The organism is Gluconacetobacter tumulisoli (assembly GCF_014174155.1).
In the GTDB taxonomy this organism is placed as follows: domain Bacteria; phylum Pseudomonadota; class Alphaproteobacteria; order Acetobacterales; family Acetobacteraceae; genus Gluconacetobacter; species Gluconacetobacter tumulisoli.
This window is the reverse complement of the sequence record NZ_JABEQM010000003.1, coordinates 23,411-39,928: the sequence shown is the minus strand read 5'-3', so window position 1 is coordinate 39,928 and position 16,518 is coordinate 23,411. Positions and strand designations below refer to the sequence as shown.

Annotated in this window: 12 protein-coding genes and 1 pseudogene; 7 read left to right on the top strand and 6 right to left on the bottom strand. The window is 62.6% G+C overall.

All coding sequences use genetic code 11. From position 1 onward, the window contains the following. The first annotated feature begins 44 nt into the window (after positions 1 to 44). Positions 45 to 1,289 carry an MFS transporter gene (locus HLH28_RS04455; protein WP_182955974.1) on the top strand — a complete coding sequence of 415 codons (1,245 nt, stop codon included), beginning with the start codon at positions 45 to 47 and terminating at the stop codon, positions 1,287 to 1,289. A gap of 25 nt (positions 1,290 to 1,314) precedes the next feature. Here HLH28_RS04455 and HLH28_RS04450 read toward each other — a convergent pair whose 3' ends face one another. The 3 genes and pseudogenes from HLH28_RS04450 to HLH28_RS04440 all read right to left on the bottom strand — a co-directional run. Then, on the bottom strand, positions 1,315 to 2,064 hold the full coding sequence (locus HLH28_RS04450; RefSeq protein WP_182955137.1) for an ABC transporter ATP-binding protein: 750 nt from the start codon (positions 2,062 to 2,064) through the stop codon (positions 1,315 to 1,317). Beyond that, positions 2,061 to 2,900 carry an ABC transporter permease gene (locus tag HLH28_RS04445; protein WP_182955134.1) on the bottom strand — a complete coding sequence of 280 codons (840 nt, stop codon included), beginning with the start codon at positions 2,898 to 2,900 and terminating at the stop codon, positions 2,061 to 2,063. The genes HLH28_RS04450 and HLH28_RS04445 overlap by 4 nt, the downstream gene beginning before the upstream one ends. A gap of 668 nt (positions 2,901 to 3,568) precedes the next feature. After that, positions 3,569 to 3,966, bottom strand: a pseudogene (locus tag HLH28_RS04440) (purine nucleoside permease); the annotation flags it as partial. A 217-nt stretch (positions 3,967 to 4,183) separates the two neighbouring features. On the opposite strand from HLH28_RS04440, the gene HLH28_RS04435 reads away from it, so the two are divergent. The 6 genes from HLH28_RS04435 (at position 4,184) to HLH28_RS04410 (ending at position 10,864) form a co-directional block, all read left to right on the top strand. Further along, positions 4,184 to 4,456, top strand: a complete 273-nt coding sequence (locus HLH28_RS04435; RefSeq protein WP_182955131.1) for a YtcA family lipoprotein — start codon at positions 4,184 to 4,186, stop codon at positions 4,454 to 4,456. 17 nt (positions 4,457 to 4,473) lie between these two features. After that, positions 4,474 to 5,508 carry a multidrug transporter subunit MdtN gene (gene mdtN / locus HLH28_RS04430; RefSeq protein ID WP_408869817.1) on the top strand — a complete coding sequence of 345 codons (1,035 nt, stop codon included), beginning with the start codon at positions 4,474 to 4,476 and terminating at the stop codon, positions 5,506 to 5,508. After that, entirely contained in the window at positions 5,489 to 7,276 is a 1,788-nt protein-coding gene (locus HLH28_RS04425) for an FUSC family protein (RefSeq protein WP_182955126.1), read from the top strand. The genes mdtN and HLH28_RS04425 overlap by 20 nt, the downstream gene beginning before the upstream one ends. After that, positions 7,273 to 8,841 (top strand): TolC family protein, encoded by a 1,569-nt coding sequence (locus HLH28_RS04420; protein ID WP_246395675.1) that lies wholly within the window; start codon positions 7,273 to 7,275, stop codon positions 8,839 to 8,841. Before HLH28_RS04425 ends, HLH28_RS04420 begins: the two co-directional genes overlap by 4 nt. A gap of 174 nt (positions 8,842 to 9,015) precedes the next feature. After that, positions 9,016 to 10,053: a Dyp-type peroxidase gene (locus tag HLH28_RS04415; protein WP_182955123.1), complete on the top strand. Its 1,038-nt coding sequence runs from the start codon at positions 9,016 to 9,018 to the stop codon at positions 10,051 to 10,053. Between the two features lies 1 nt (position 10,054). Continuing rightward, positions 10,055 to 10,864: a family 1 encapsulin nanocompartment shell protein gene (locus HLH28_RS04410; RefSeq protein ID WP_182955120.1), complete on the top strand. Its 810-nt coding sequence runs from the start codon at positions 10,055 to 10,057 to the stop codon at positions 10,862 to 10,864. A gap of 234 nt (positions 10,865 to 11,098) precedes the next feature. On the opposite strand, the gene HLH28_RS04405 is transcribed toward HLH28_RS04410, so the two are convergent. From HLH28_RS04405 to HLH28_RS04395, 3 genes are all read right to left on the bottom strand, one after another. Then, a complete protein-coding gene (locus HLH28_RS04405) occupies positions 11,099 to 12,457 on the bottom strand; it encodes an inorganic phosphate transporter (RefSeq protein ID WP_182955117.1) in 1,359 nt (452 codons plus the stop codon). Between the two features lie 429 nt (positions 12,458 to 12,886). Further along, a complete protein-coding gene (locus HLH28_RS04400; RefSeq protein ID WP_246395674.1) occupies positions 12,887 to 13,834 on the bottom strand; it encodes a metallophosphoesterase family protein in 948 nt (315 codons plus the stop codon). A 38-nt stretch (positions 13,835 to 13,872) separates the two neighbouring features. Beyond that, complete coding sequence (locus HLH28_RS04395) at positions 13,873 to 16,407, bottom strand: TonB-dependent receptor (RefSeq protein ID WP_338029652.1); 2,535 nt, start codon at positions 16,405 to 16,407, stop codon at positions 13,873 to 13,875. Positions 16,408 to 16,518: the final 111 nt, after the last annotated feature.

Sequence of the window (16,518 nt, the reverse complement as noted above, 5' to 3'; positions counted from 1 at the left end):
CCAGCCCCGAGGGGCCATGCGGCATCGCATCTGGAGAGGCGGCCATGGGCGTTCCGGCGCACGGCAAAGTTCCCTCCCGCTATGTGTTCTTCCTGCTTGTCTTCCTGATGTACGTCATCAGCTACGGCGACCGCGCGGCCCTGTCGATCGCCCTTCCCGCCCTGGGGAAGGAATTCACCCTGACGCCGGTCGAGATGGGCTGGGTGTCTTCAAGTTTCCTGTGGTCATATTTTCTGCTGAACCTGCCATCGACGATCGTGCTCGACCTCGTCGGCGCCCGTCTTGTCGGTACCGTCGCCGTCGCCCTCTGGTCCTGCGCGATGCTGCTGGGCGGCATGGTCCAGAACATCTCGCAATTCCTGATGACCCGCGTGCTTCTCGGCGTTGGAGAGGCACCGACATTCGGCGTCGGGGCGACAGTGGTCAGGAACTGGGCCCTTCCGAAAGAGCGCGGATCTGTCATGACCGTCCTGCTGACCGGCATGCAGCTGGGCCTGGCGGGCGGCACGATCGCGGGCGCGTATCTGATTGCGGCGTTCGGATGGCGCTGCGAGTTTATCGCGCTGGGCCTGATCGGCCTGGCCTGGGCCGCGGCGTGGTGGCTGGTGTACCGCAACCCCAGTGACGGCGCGCACCAGCCCAAAAGGACCCCCATATCGATCCGGGAGGTGCAGGCCCTCTTCCGGTCGCCTTCCTTTATTGGAATCCTTGTCGTGCAATGCACGCAAAATTACCTCAACTTCCTGGTCATGTCGTGGATGCCGCTCTACCTGATTCACGAGTTGCATATCGACGTGACCGGGTCGGGAACCAGCACGGCCCTGTGCTATCTGTCCGCCGCCGCCGGCGCGGTAATCGTAGGACGCATTGCCGAACGCATCGTGTTTCGGAACAGCCTGCACCCCCCACGCCGACGGTTCATCGTCGCGGCCTGCCTCACCGGGGCCGCGTCAATCGGGCTGCTGCCCCATTTTCACACCATGGCGCCCATTCTCCTGGTTCTTTCGATCTCGCTGTGCGGCCTGATTGCGGCCAATGGCGCCAATACCGCGTTATTGACCGACCTTGTCGAAGATGGACGGAAGATCGGCGCGGTAACCGGCGTCACCCTGACATTCAGCAATTCGCTCGGACTTCTTGCCCCGATCGTCACCGGCTATATCGTGTCTTACACAGGACGCTTCGACGTCGCATGGTATATGTGCAGCGCGGCCCTGGTGGTCGCCGGCCTGCTGTCGATCGCCACGGTACGCCGGTCGATTGCCATGAATGCGGGTGGCGACGCCTAGCCGGATTCCGGCCTTTCATTTTGCATTATCCATCATGCACGCCCAGCGATTCGAGCAATATGCCCCGCAGATGCTCGAACCGGGGGTCGGCGTGACGGCGGGGACGATCCATCGGGATCGGCACATCCGTACGGATGCGGCCACGTTCCAGGACCACGGCGCGGTCCGCCAGCAGCAGGGCCTCATCGACGTCATGCGTGACCAGCAGGACCGCGCAACGATGACGGATCCACAGGTCCGAAACCAGGCGCTGCATCTTCAGGCGCGTCAGCGCGTCCAGCGCGGCAAATGGTTCGTCCAGCATCAGGAACGCGGGTTCGCGGACCAACGCACGGGCCAGCGCCGCGCGCTGGGCTTCGCCACCCGATAGCGTCAATGGCCAGGCGTCGACCCGATGCCCCAGCCCGACCTCCTCCAGCACCGCAACCGCGCGATCGCGACGATCCGCCCCGTCCTGGCCCAGCACCGTATTCTGCCAGACGCGTTTCCACGGCAGCAGACGGCTCTCCTGGAAGACGACGGAAACCTCGCGGGGGCGGACGACCGATCCTTCGGTCACCGGGTCGAGACCTGCGAGCGTACGCAGCAGGGTCGATTTTCCCGATCCGCTGTGACCGAGCAGCGCCACGAACTCGCCGGGCGCAATGGCAAGATCCAGACGATCGAGCACCGCCGGGCCGTCGCCGAACCTGCGCGTCAAACCATGCACGACAACGGCCGCGTCATCCCGCGCCGGCGCGGGTACCTCCTGCGTCACCTGGACGACCGTGTTCATGTCGACCTCCCGATCCGATGGGACGGCCGCCAGGAGAGAAGCGTATTTTCCAGAAAGCGCACGATCTGATCGGACGCAAGGCCGAGCAGGCCATAGATGACCAGGCCCACCAGAATGATGTCGGTACGCAGGAAATCCTCGGCATCCATCATCATGTGACCGATTCCGCTATCGGCGTTCACCTGCTCCGCCACCACGAGCATCAGCCACGAGATCCCGACGGCAAACCGCAGCCCCACCAGAAGGTCCGGAAGCGCCCCGGGCAGGATCACGTCACGGATCGTGCGCGCGCGCGAAAGGCCGAGCGTCCGGGCCATTTCCAGCAACTTCGGGTCGATGGACCGGATCCCCTTATGCAGGTTGAGATAGATCGGGAAGCTCGACCCGAGCGCCACAAGCGCGATCTTGGGCGTTTCGCCGATACCGAACCAGAGGATGAAAAGCGGCACCAGCGCCAGCGCCGGCAGGGTACGCAGGATCTGCAACGGCGCGTCCACGATATCCTCGCCTAGACGCGACAGGCCCGAGACCAGGGCCAGACTCACCCCCGCGACGAATGCGATCCCCAGGCCGAAGCCGGCACGCGCCAGGGAGACCGCGAGATTGGTCGGCAAGGTACCGTCCCGCGTCAACGCCCAGCCCGTTGCGACGATCTGGGCCGGGGACGCCACCAGCCGCGTGGACAGGAGACCCACAGAACATGCGGCCTGCCAGAACAGGACGAGAAGGAAGGGAGAGGCATAACGCGTGAGGATGCCGAGCCTTGGTCGCCAGGCGGATCGCGGGACTGCCCTGACCGCCACCGGGGAGGCGGTCCGAATGAGAGTTCCTGACATGCGTGCCCCTCCTTCCTTCATAGGGTTGTGCGCGGTAGTTTCGCCTGATTTATCTCTCTTGTCAGGTAAATATTATTCATACCACAATTTGTCGTGATTTTATTGTATGCTCTCCCGTCCCCTCGCTTCCACCCGGAACCGCCCTGGGCACCCGGCGGCAATCGTGCCGCCTGGCGATCGCCGCGATGCCCTGTTCGTCCATATTGCGGAGGTCCGCGCGATGTCGGTAGCGGCCTCGTCGATGCGGTCCGCGCGAAGGAGGGCACCGGCTGGCTGGTCGCCCGCCATGTCCTGCGGCCCGAAGCCCTGCCGGTCTCATTTCGGACTTCAACGTGACCCTGGTCACGCCCGTCACGGCTATCAGCGGTTCACCTGCTGGCGCGGCGGCTTCGCTCAATCCGCTCGCGCTCGCCGCAGAAATATTCCTTGTGACACGGAATTTTCAAACAAAGCGGGGTCAGGGGCCGATGGCCCCTTTCGGGTTCGGGCAACGCCCGCATGCTCGTGTCAGAGCGGTGATGCCGCCGGGACACGATCGCGATAACGCGCTCAATGGCCGAGGACTTCCGCAATTACCGGCACACCGACCCGTTCATTATTGTCGAACGCGACCGCCTGGTCCGGCCCCTCGTCCCCCATGGACTGGGTCACGTCGATCCTCGGCGGCGGTCGGGGCACGATGCGCCGATCGCATACAGCCCATAGGACCAGTCCTTCGGGATCGTGCGGTCGTCGATTTCCCGCAACGCGTCGCCGTCGACCACCCAGCATGCCCAGGCGACGCAGCCAACCGAGGCGGCGTTCGGACTGACACCCGAAATTCCGGTGAACAGCCAATAGGTGTGATAAAATCGAAGAAAGGATCGAGAACAAATGCCGCGAGGTCGGTCACGCCGTGACGCAGGACGACCCATGCAGCCCCGTCTTGTTGCGCCGGACAACATCGGGCGCTCTCCGAACCGGTACCTTCTCGTCAAGATGCTCCCGCTCCACCCGGTTCTGATACTCGCCCCGGCGCATCGCCGCGATCCGCGCCGTTCTCCCAATTGGCAACGACGAACTTCACCTCCTCCGCCGCGCCCGATTATTTTTATTCATGCGACAATCCGCTTCCTTTTCTTGGTGGACCGCCCTTTTACCCTATGCGGGATGCCGCGACCTTCAATGATTTTCCCATCGAAGAGGGCAAGGAAAAGCGTTGCAACGGAAGATGGACCTGGGACAGCCGGCACGATAGAGTAACGAAGGTTCATCATGCTTGTTCGGGATCCTGCCATAATTTCATGAGGACGTATCCCGCCCTTCTCTCGCGCACGGCGCCTTTCCTCCTGCTCGGCGGCTGCGCCGTGCGGGGCGCCCCGTCGTTCCCGCTGGCAGGGGCCTATTTCCCGGACTGGATGCTCTGCGCGATGGTGGGCATCGTCGTCGCGGTGGGCCTCCGGGTCATCTTTGTACAGATCGGTGTCGATACGATCCTGAGCCTCCGGGTGTTCACCTATGTCTCGCTCGGCGTAATCGCTGCCCTTCTTGTCTGGCAGATCTGGTTCGGGCCATAGCGATGCGAAGGATCAAAATGTCCGGCAAGACGCCTGTCGGCCTCCTCATCGCCGCGGTCTGCATCGTGGCCGCCACCGTCCTCGGCATCCATGTCGCGAATGAGGACAGCGCCCATCCCTCCTCCGACAGCGGATCGATCGACGCCGAAATCGTGCACATGGCCTCGACCGTCGGCGGGCGGCTGGTCGATCTGCGCGTTCGGGTCAACCAGGAGGTCCGCAGGGGCGAGGTGCTCTACCGGCTCGATCCCGAGCCGTACGACCTGACCGTCCGGCAAGCGCAGGCCAATCTGGCACTGGCCCAGGCGGAAGTCGAAAACCAGCGGCGGCTGGTCGCGGTCAAGACGGCTTCCGCAGCCGTGGCGCAAGCCCAGACCGTACGCGCGCGAACCAACCGAGATCTCGCCGCCCGCACGGTCGAACGCCTCTCGCCCCTCGCCGGACACGCCTATATCCCGTTGCAGCAATATGACCAGGCCCGCGTCGCCCTGCACGATGCAGAGATATCGCTGGAACAGGCGCAGCAGCAGGAAGTCGCGGCGCAGACCGCCATTGGTGACCTGAAAAGCGCATTGGCCACACAGGATGCGGCCTCGGCGGCGCTCGATCATGCCCGCTACGAATTGCGGCAGACGGTCGTGGTCGCTCCAACGGATGGCTACGTCACGAGCCTGTACGTCAAGCCGGGTGAAATTCTCGCCCCTTCGCAAGTGCTGTTCACATTGGTCGCCAATGATGCATGGTTCGCGAACGCCAATATCCGCGAGGTCGACCTCCGCCCCATCCGGCCAGGAGACTGCGCAACCGTCTATTCGATGATCGACCGGCACGCGGCGATACACGGTCATGTGGACAGCATCGGCTGGGGGGTCCTGTCCGCCGATTCCGCGGGTCTTCCACGCGCCCTTCCCCTCGTGCCGCGCGAAATGGACTGGGTACATGTGGCGCAGCGTTTTCCGGTGCGGGTAAGGCTCGATCAGGCTGATCCGGCCCTGCTGCGCCTCGGCGCCACCGCCACTGTCGAGATCCGGCATGGCGCGGCCTGCCGCTAGCCCCCAACGTCCCGCGCTGGCACGCATATGGCGGCTGGCATGCGACCCGGCGCCGGGACGTCTGCGCTATGCGCTGTGCATGGCGGCGGCATGCACCGCAACCGTCCTGGCGGGAGAGATCTGGCAGGTTCCCGACATCGCCGTGCCGGCCCTGGTCACGATGGCGCTCTGGCAGAAGGACCGCGTGACCAATGTCATCGCGGGCATTGCCGTGAATGTCCTGATCCTTGTCATTCTTGTCGTGCTTTACGGGCTGATCCGCCTGACGCTCGATCATCCGATGGCCATCGTCGTCAGCGTGGCGGTATTGTCTTTCTGTTTCTTCTTCCTCGGGTCGGCCAGCAAGCTCAAGCCCGTTGCCTACATGCTGGGCCTGATCACCGTCTATGGGCTGATCGCCGTCGATGAGGTTCCGGTGGGCGAGATCGCCACCCGCGCCCTGCTTTACACCGATCTGTTCCTCGCCATCCCGGGCCTGGTCATGATCGGGCTCGGGCTGCTCATCTGCCCGTCGCCCAAGACCGTGCTGGGTCAGGCCATTGCGGGCCGCCTGCGCATGGCCGTGGCGTTGTTGCGCCATCCCGACGACGCGACGCGCGAACGCGCCCGCGACATGCTGCATCAGGGCGGCGCGGGCATGATGGCGAACGTGAAGATGGCGATGCTGGAACGGATCTGGACTTCACGCGACCTCGCCTGCCTCAAGCAGGCGGCCTATTCCAGCATCGGCGTCCTGGCCCTGGCCGACGCAGCGGTGCGAGAAGGCGGGCAGCCGGGGCCGGCGCCCCTGATCGAGACGTTGGAGCGCATGGCGGCGATATTCGAGGCGGGCGACTACCCCGCCGATATCGTCCCCCCCGCCGTGCCATCCAATGAACCGGCCCTTGCCGAAATGGCCGCCCTGATCGCAATTTTCACGACCCCGACATCCCAGGAACAATCCTCCGGAGGGAAGAAGCGGGGTGGCTTCTTTTTTCCCGACGCCTTCACGAACCCCGACCATGTCCGCTTCGCCGTGAAAGGCACGGCCGCGGTGATGACCAGTTATTTCATCTTCAAGATCCTCGACTGGCCCGGCATCCATACCTGCATCATCACCTGTTTCATCGTGGCCCAGCCGACAATGGGCGAGATGATTTCCAAACTGACGCTGCGGATCAGCGGCGCGCTGATGGGGGCCGCACTGGGTATCGGTTCCATCATCGTGCTGATGCCGCACCTGAACGATATCGCAGCATTCCTGGTGCTGATCTTCACGGGCGCGCTGATCGCCGCATGGATCAAGACCGGCGACGAACGCATCGCCTATGCCGGGCTTCAGATCGGGCTGGCCTTCTTCCTGACGGATCTCAAGGATTACGGCCCGACCACCGACATGACCGTCGCGCGCGACCGCGTGGTCGGTATCATGCTCGGCAATCTCGTCACCTATGCGATGTTCACCAGCTTCTGGCCCACCAGCGCCCATGACAAGGTCGCGGATGCCTTGCGCCGGGTCGTCAGGGCGCTAGCGGCGCAGTGCGAAAGCCTCACGCCGCAGGTACGCCTGGCTCGTACGGCCGAGACATTCAATGCGATCTCGGCCAGCGCGCGCATGCTTGAATTCGCGGCCACCGAACCCGTCCACATGCGCGCCGAGGCGGAAAAAATGTCTCAATACGGCACCGTCCTGCGCGACGCGTCGGCGCTTGCGGAGGATCTGCTGCGTCCCGAACCCGGCGCCGAGGCACGGGCCCGTCTCGGCCGACTGGAAAGGCTCGTCTCATGATCCGTTCCGGCCCCCTCGCGGCTGTGGGGATCGCGATGCTCGGCCTCGCGGGGTGCGCGACGCAATCTCTGCATTCGGCACCCGATCGGCCTGATGTACCCTGGCACCCGAATGTCTCGGCATCCGGCGAGATCGTTCCCGGCGCATGCTGTGCGCGCGGGCTCGCATTGCCGCCGGGCTACACCCTTCCATCGAACAGGCACATTCATGTGCGGCCGCCTCCACCGGAGCTGGCGACCGCGCATGTCTATTCACTGGCCGAACTGATCGACGTGGCGCAATCCAGCAATCCGCTCACGCGCCGGGCCTGGAATATGGCGCGCGACGCCGCGCTGGCCGTCGGCATCGCGCGCAGCACGTACCTGCCGCACCTGACGGCCACCGTCGTGGGCGGCTACAATTACCGGAGCAGCAATGGCCTCAATGCAGCCATCGGCAATCTGGACTTCAACGGCGCCGGCAACCGAACCTCGGGCACCGGCGAGGTGCAGACACTGGGTGTGGAATGGCTGCTGTTCGATTTCGGCAAGCGCGAGGCACTCATCGATTCCGCCCGGGAAAGTCAGCTTGCGACCAATATTCTCTTTACCGGCGCGCATCAGAAACTGATCTATTCCGTCACGCTCGCCTTCTATACCCATGCCGCGGCGACCGCACGTGTCACTCTCCTCCAGCAGGCGCTGGACGATGCGCGCAAGGTCCAGGATGCCACGGACATGCGATTGCGCCACGGCGAGGGCACCGTCGTGGACGCAACCCAGGCGCGGCAGGCGACCGCGCAGGCCGAACTGCGGCTGGTCCAGGCCGAGGGCGGCGCGGAGAACACCTATCTCGACCTCATGACGGCGATCGGCATCCCACCCGATACGCATGTGCGGATGCAGGATATTTCGGACCGGCCACTCAGCCTTGCCGACGCGCGTCTGACCGACGACATGGTCCAGCGCGCCGTCGCGCGCCGCCCGGACGTGCTGGCCGCCTACGCCGCCACCCGCGCGTCGCGCAGCGCGGTCGCGGCGGCGCGGGCGGAGTTCCTGCCCAAGGTTTTCGTCGCCGGCAACGTGGCGTACGCGACGGGACACCTGGCCCTATCCTCCGTGCCCGGCGTCGGCGCGGATGCCTCGCCGACACTCAACCTCTCGTCGAATAATTTCAGCAGCGTGGTCCTGGGCGGCATCAGCGTGCCGATCTTCGATGGCGGCATGCGGGCCGCCACGCTCAGGCAGGCCAGGAACCAGTCCGATAGTGCCGAGGCAACCCTGCACCAGACCGTGGACGAGGCCGTGAAGCAGATGGTCGTCGCCGAGAACGGCGTGCATACGAGCCTGAGCGCCTATGCCGCGTCCGGCCGGCTGCAAACGGCGGCGCAAACCAGCTTCGATGCCGCATTGTCCGCCTTCCACAACGGCATGGGCTCCGTCACCCAGGCCACGCTGGCACAAAGCGGACTGATCGACGCACAGCTGCAACGATCGGATGCCTATTACGCGGCCCTGATTGCCGCCTCCAGCCTCGCTTTCGCGGCGGGCGCATTGGGGGATGCATCCGCCGCCGAAACGCCATGACCGCCGACTGTCTAAACGGACGGGACAGCCGTCATGCCAGGGAACGACGGAGCCTCGATTATTGGGGCCCTTTCGATTTCAGGTCGACATGTCTAGAATCCCGATCTGATCGCAAACCTATGCCGCGCCGGGTTTGTCACGTGTTTTTTCATGGCGCCGTGCAGGGAGTAAGGCGTGCCTCCAGCTACACCACAACCCGTCGATACCAGACTGACAAGCGCCGCGATTTTCCTGACACTTACCCTGCATCCCGGCCCTGGACACGGCGCCACGGTGCGTGACCTGTGCGGCGATCTTTCCTCGCTCGTTCGCGGTGTCGGGTTCCGCATCCCCGACGGCCGGCTGTCCTGCGTCATGGGCATTGGCTCGGACGCCTGGGAGGGTCTATTCGGCGGCCCCAAGCCAAAGGACCTTCATCCCTTCCGCGCCATAGAGGGCGTCCATCACGCCCCGTCCACGCCCGGCGATCTGCTTTTTCATATCCGTGCGGCCCGCATGGACCTCTGCTTCGAGCTCGCGGCCCATATCGTCTCCCGCCTGGAAGGCGTCGCAGGCGTGGCCGACGAGGTGCACGGCTTCAAATATTTCGACGAGCGCGACCTGCTGGGTTTCGTTGACGGCACGGAAAATCCGGCGACCCAGGACGCTGCCGCCGCCACGATCATAGGGGACGAAGATCCTGCCTTCGCCGGCGGCAGCTATGTCATCACGCAGAAATACCTGCACGACCTGAAAAAATGGAATGCCATCCCGGTCGAGCAGCAGGAGCGGATCATCGGGCGGAAGAAGCTGTCGGACATCGAACTGGCCGATGCCGCCAAGCCCAGCTACGCCCATAATGTCCTCACGAACATCGAGGAGAACGGGCAGCAGCTTCAGATCGTCCGTGACAACATGCCCTTCGGCGAGATCGGCAAGGGCGAATTCGGCACGTATTTCATAGGCTACGCAAAATCGCCCGCCCGCATCGAACGGATGCTGGACAACATGTTCATCGGCAACCCGCCCGGCAATTACGACCGCCTCCTCGACGTCAGCCGCGCCGTGACGGGATCGCTGTTTTTCATCCCGACCGCCGATTTCCTGGACGCGGCACCCACGAACGTCGGCTCCGCGGCAGCCATGGAGGGCCAGGACGAGGCGCAGGACGCCACCCCGGCCCCCACGGCGAACGGCTCACTCGGTATCGGGTCATTGAAGGAAGAAGTCTGATATGAATAATCTGCATCGGGAACTTGCCCCCATCTCGGACGCCGCCTGGGCGGACATCGAAGAAGAGGCGTCCCGTACCCTCAAACGCTATCTTGCCGGCCGCCGCGTCGTGGACGTGCCGGAGGCAAAAGGCGTCGGCTTCTCCGCCATTGCCACGGGTCACACCGCGCGGATCGATAGCCCCGCGGACGGGGTCCGGGCCCTTCGGCGCGAGGTCCTGCCGCTGGTGGAACTACGCGTCCCCTTTTCTCTCAGCCGGGAGGCCATCGACGACGTCGAGCGCGGGGCTCTGGATTCGGACTGGCAGCCGGTGAAGGACGCCGCGAAGAAAATTGCCTACGCCGAGGATCGCGCCGTATTCGACGGATACGCCGCCGCCGGCATCCAGGGCATCCGCGAAGGAACATCCAACCGGACATTTTCTCTTCCGGCCTCCGCGAAAGACTATCCCTCCGTCATCGCCGACGCGCTCAATGAACTGCGTCTCGCCGGCGTGAATGGCCCCTATGCCGTTATCTTCGGCGCCAGCGCCTATGCCGCCGTCAGTGGCGGAAACGAAGATGGCTATCCGGTCCTGCGGCACATCGAGCGCCTCATCGACGGCAGGATCATCTGCGCGCCAGCCATTGAAGGCGCTTACGTTCTGTCGACCCGTGGCGGCGATTTCGAACTGGATATCGGTCAAGATTTCTCGATCGGCTACAGCAGCCACTCCTCCTCCACCGTGGAATTGTACCTTCAGGAGAGCTTCACCTTCCGCGTGCTGACAGGGGAAGCCTCCGTCGCGATCCTGCATGCGTCAGGGGAGTAAAACAGAGGCATCCTCCGATGCCGGGACAGGAGGCCGGCCGGAATAGGCCGCCTGGGCCGCGCCAGGTCTCGTTTGACGCGCACCTGAAGACAGGTGGCCTGCGCTGTCTTCTCGGCCGGCCCGTCGGCCCGGATCACGCCGCGCCCGAGAGGGTGAAGCCGGCGGGAGACGGACCGTGCATGATGCCGTTGTCGGCAGGTTCGGCCTTTAATCAGGCCGAACCCGTCCGGGCGGTCATCCCATGTTCATCACGTAGAACAGGCCGGCCGCGATGGCGATCGTCACCGGCAGGGTGAAGATCCAGGCCAGGGCGATCTTGGCCAGCATGCCGCGATTGATGCCCGAGCCCGAGCCCAGCATCGTCCCGGCAATGCCGGCGGTGATGATGTGGGTAGTGCTGACCGGCAGCCCCGTATAGCCGGCGGTAGCGATCAGCCCCGCGCCCACCAGTTCGGCCGAAGCCCCCTGGGCCGGGGTCAGATGGGTATTGCCGATCTTTTCCCCCAGCGTATGGACGATACGCTTGTAGCCCACCATCGTGCCGATCCCCAGACACAGCGCGCTGAGCAGACGGACCCACCAGGGCGCGTACTCCACCGTGGGGCGGAACTGGTTGCCGATGGCTTTCGCCGTCTTCCTGTCCTCGGCCGAGGCCGCCGGATTGGCGGCAACGGCCTTCAGGCCGGCCACCACCTCGTAGATATCGGCACGCAGTTGCGACGGCACCACCGCATCCGGCTTCGTCTGCTGCAGGCGGCCAGCGGCGGCCAGAGCCTCGCCCCGCAATCCGTCATGGTCGTATGTGTCGAGCAGGGGGGCCACGATCGCCGCGCGTTCGGCCACATGCGACACGTCCGGCGCGGCGCCCGGATTGAGTGCGAAAGTCGCCGGCAGGATGCCGATGATCGTCAGCATGATCAGGCCGATGCTTTTCTGGCCGTCATTGCTGCCGTGCGAGAAACTGACGCCGGTGCAGGTCAGGATCAGCAGACCGCGCACCCAGCCGTGCGGCGGCTTCTCGCCCTTGGGCGGGCTGTACAGGTCGGGATCCTTCACCAGATGCTTCAGGATGAAATAGAGCCCCCCGGCACCGACCAGTCCGAGGATGGGTGAAATCGCCAGCGCGCGCAGCACCTTCCAGATCTGCGACCAGTCGACGCTGTTGCCCAGATCGCGCGTGTGCAGCAGTGCATCGCCGATCGCCACCCCGATCAGGGCCCCGATGACGCAATGGGAACTGGAATTCGGGATACCGAACCACCACGTGAACAGGTTCCACGCCAGTGCCGTGCCGAACAGCGCCATCAGCATCGGGACCGCCGGATCGCCATTGGGCGGCGACAGCACATCCGCCGGCAACAGCTCCACCAGGCCATAAGCCACGCTGATGCCACCCAGAATGACGCCAACGAAATTCATCAGACCCGACCAGATGACCGCGGTCCTGGGCTTGAGCGAGTTGGTGTAGATCACGGTCGCCACCGCATTGGCCGTATCATGAAATCCGTTCACGAACTCAAAGACGCAGACCAGCAGAAAGCAGATGACAAGAGCGAGAATGGACAACGCTGAAAAGGGGGCAAAATGCAGCATGGGAAACACACCGGTTTTGTTTCAGCCTGCTCATAGCCGAAAGATTTGGAATTTTTTATCCCACAAACATAGATTTCATAAAATCTTAATGACTCTCGAATCCAGAAGACCCAAATAACTTCTGAAAAACATTACGACATTCAGAACAAATTCTATTATATTCCATTCTATAACTCAGCTTTTCCAAATGACTCACCTATCAATATTCAGATATGCTGTGCAGCCTCGAAAGGAAGCTGGCTGTCGATCGCAGGCGAGACACCTCGCCCGCGATCGGATGGCAGCAGGCTGGTTCGTCCGGACTGCCACCCGCCCGACGGTATCCCGTTCGAACATATCGAACCCACCTTCCCTCAACGCGTCACAGATCCGGTCGCAATCGGCTCGATTGTCGCATTCGACCACGAACGACCGGAAAGCGGCGAAATGTCACGTATTCTTCGGATCTACGCTGCGAAAGCCGTAGGTCCTGTATTCGGTCGAAACGGTGTTGCCGTCCACGTGAACGACCATATATCCCTCGGGCGTTCCCAGATGCGTGCCGTGCCACCAATTGCCGCTCACGGCGCCCCCGGTAATAAAGGGAATGCCCCCATGCTCCACCCGCTCCAGAACATGCGTATGACCCTGGAGAACCGCCAGCACGTTATGTGAGACGAGGAGCTGCACGATTTCGCGCGTGTTGACCGTGCTCAACGCCTGATGCTTGAAGAGAGAGGGACTTTCATCGGCATAGGTGTAAAAGGCCGTCACGATCGGAATATGCGTCGCCACGATGAGTGGCGTTCCGGGGACGATGGCAGAGAGATAGGCCCTGAGCCAGGAGACCTGCTCCGCGCTGATCCGTCCCTCATAATCCCGGTCCGGGGTGATGGTGACAGAGTCGAGAACGATGAAATGCACCCCTTTATGCACGAAGGCATAATATGTCTCGCCAAAAGCCTTGCGGAAATAGTTCTTGCCGAACTCGGGATCCCCCGTGGCACAACCGCTACTGGCATAAACGCCAAAGCAATCATGGTTGCCGACCGTATGATAGACCTTCTTGCCAAGCATCTGCTCGGTCATCTCGTACAGGTCGAGCAGCTTGCCCGCCCGCTCATGCGTGACATTCATGGCATCAAATACATGATCGCCGCCCTGAAGGACAAAATCGGCGACCTCACCCGACGCCTGGCGGAAGCACATCCTGCAGCCCTTCTGCGCATCGAGTTCGGGCTGCAAATGAGTATCCGTGATGAAGAGAAACGAAAATTTCTCTCGTGACCCCGTGTCCGCATCAGTTGCGAATGCAGGCGCCATTCCCAGCAACGACGAGCCAAGCACAGCCGAAGCCGAGAGCATCGCCTCACGCCTGCGAATGATCGTATTCCCCATGACAAATCCTTCCGAAAGCATGAATCGACTTCGGTCGATTAGAAAAAATGTTTGCTGAGCGTGAAGAACACCTGCCGCGGCGGCGCGGCCTGGAGCGTCTGGTAGGTCCCGCCAGGGTCGGAATTGACGAACCCCGTCGTACCGATGCTCGAGATATAGCGTTTATCGAAAAGATTCACCACATTCACCTGAGCCTCCAGATTGTTCAACCAGCCCTGGCGGTGGAAACGGTATCCGGCGGCGAGGTTGAAGACGACTCTTCCTTTGATCGGGGAATCATTGAGGTAGGTATAGAAGCGGCGACTCTGATACTGCCCGCTGACCTGTCCCCAGATCGTACCGTCGTCATAGGCCAGCTTGATATTGCCAATGTTGCGCGGCGCCGCCACGACCTGCTTGCCTTTGATCGGCACGACGACGGCGCTTCCGGGCACGGCCACATTGTCATCATAATGCGCGTCGTTATACGACCAGGTTCCATACAACGACCAGTTGCGGGCGAAACGCCAGTTTGCAGCGCTTTCGACACCACGCGATGTTACTCCACCCACGTTTTCAAGAACGTTCTGGTTTCCCACGACCACGGAACTCAACGACGAGGCAAGCAAACGATTGGCGAAATTGACATAATATCCGGTGAGGGAGAACTGCAGCACCGCATTGTGAAACCGGTATCCCACCTCTTCCGTGTTGGTCGTCTCCGGCTTCAAATTCCCGCGCACATAGTCAAAACCTGCCTGCGTGGTTGAGAATGGGCCGGTCGACGCCGACGCGGTATAGGCCGCCATGTTCCGGGTGAAATCGGCAAAGACTTCGTTGTGACTATCGAATGTATAAAGTACGCCGGCCTGCGGAAGAAAGCCGTTGGACGCCGATATCGACGCGTTGATCGGGTTGCTGCTGGAGATGGTGCGGGCCGAGCTGTCGGAAACGAGTGACTTGAAGCCTGCGTTCACACGCAGTTTCGGCGTCACGCGCCAGGTATCACCGATGTGGAACTGATAGACCTTGGTGCGGAATACATATTGCCACTGCACGTCGAACGGATCGTCGTAGAATCTCTCGAAATCGTCGGGCGCGACGCCGGCCTGCAGCGGGTAGAGCTTTGCGGCCTGGCTGAACAGATTATGCTCGAACCAGAAGCCCGCCTCGATGCGATGACGCCGAAACCTGTAGGCAAGGCTGGTCGTGACGCCCTCGCGATGCATATTATATTCGGTTGTGGACACGGACAGGGGCGATCCCCCGAACTCGGCCGGGGTGGGGTCGTAGGGATCCGCCCAGGTTCCGGGACCACGATCGAGATGTCCGTACACCGTGGTCGCACCGCTGAGACGGGATGAGATGTCGTAATCCAGCCGTCCGTACCCCAGAACGTCCTGGCGGACGCCACCGCCCCGATAGTAAGTATCGTCCGCGCTCTGATAGGGAGCGGGAATCGACGTACCATTCTGGACCGCGCGGGCAATCTGTTCGGCCAGGGCGTAATTTCTGCTGATATCGTCGTGATTATAGCCAAATCGGCCGATCAGGGACTTCGACAGGTCGAGATAATCGTCCTCTCGTCTGTCATCAAGGTCGAGATAGGTCGTCGCCCTCACCGAACTGCCGAGCGGCTGGATATATTTGATGTTGAGCTGCTGCTGCTTTTGCTGCCCCCACCCCTTCCATTTATCCGCGAACTGGTAGTCATAGCTGATGAACGCCTTGCCGCCACCGGGCAGGATGCCCGTGTTCACGCGCGCAAAGGTTCGCCACATGTTCGAGCTGCCGACCGAACCGGCGACATCCACCCCATAGTGATCCGTGGGGTCGATCGACGTGAACTGGATCGTTCCACCCAGATTGCTGGTCGAAGCCGTACCGAGCGCCCCTGCCCCTTGCGCCAGGGTGACGGGACCGTTGTTCTCGTTTTCAAGGGCCCGGCCGATGCTCAGCCCGTTGTTATTGCGATATTGCATGTTGCCAAGGGGCACGCCATCAAGCGTGTATCCCAACTGATCCGTAATAAACCCGCGGACCGTTATCTGCTGGGCCCACTCATAGGCGCCCAGCGGGTCGGACGACTGGAAATTCACGCCCGGCAATTCCGACAATGTCGTCAAAGGCGACGTTCCCGGGACCGATTTGCGCAACTCCGCCCGCGACAGGATCTGGACCTGGCGGGAATGCCCGGCACCCAGCACGATGACGCTTTCGGAGGCGCCGGTATCCGCCCTGCGCTGGCCCGTGTGCGGTGTCGCGGCGGCATCAGGCGCGTGTACGGCGCTTTCGATCAAAATGGTCCCGTCAGGTTGATGCTGGCCCTGCAGTCCGGTACCGAGCAACAGGGCCGAGAGCGCCGCCTCGGGCTCCAGGACGCCTTTTACCGGATGAGCAATCACGCCATTGGCTGTGGCCGCTTTCAATACGATCCTCACATTGGCCTGGCGGCCGTAGGCAAGAATCGCATCCGCGACAGGCTGACGTGGCAGATTGAATTCCGTGGGACGGGCCTGCGCTGCGGAGAGAAACGGCAAGGACGTGCCGAGACACGAACAGAGAATGAGGACCTGGCGATATGTCGGTTTCACGGCAATCCGCTTCCTGATTGAATGAGCGTTTCAACGGAAGGATGCGCAGGGGACCGGAATCCGCCACGACGCCCATCAGAAAGATTGTGAAAAATTCATGACATACCATAT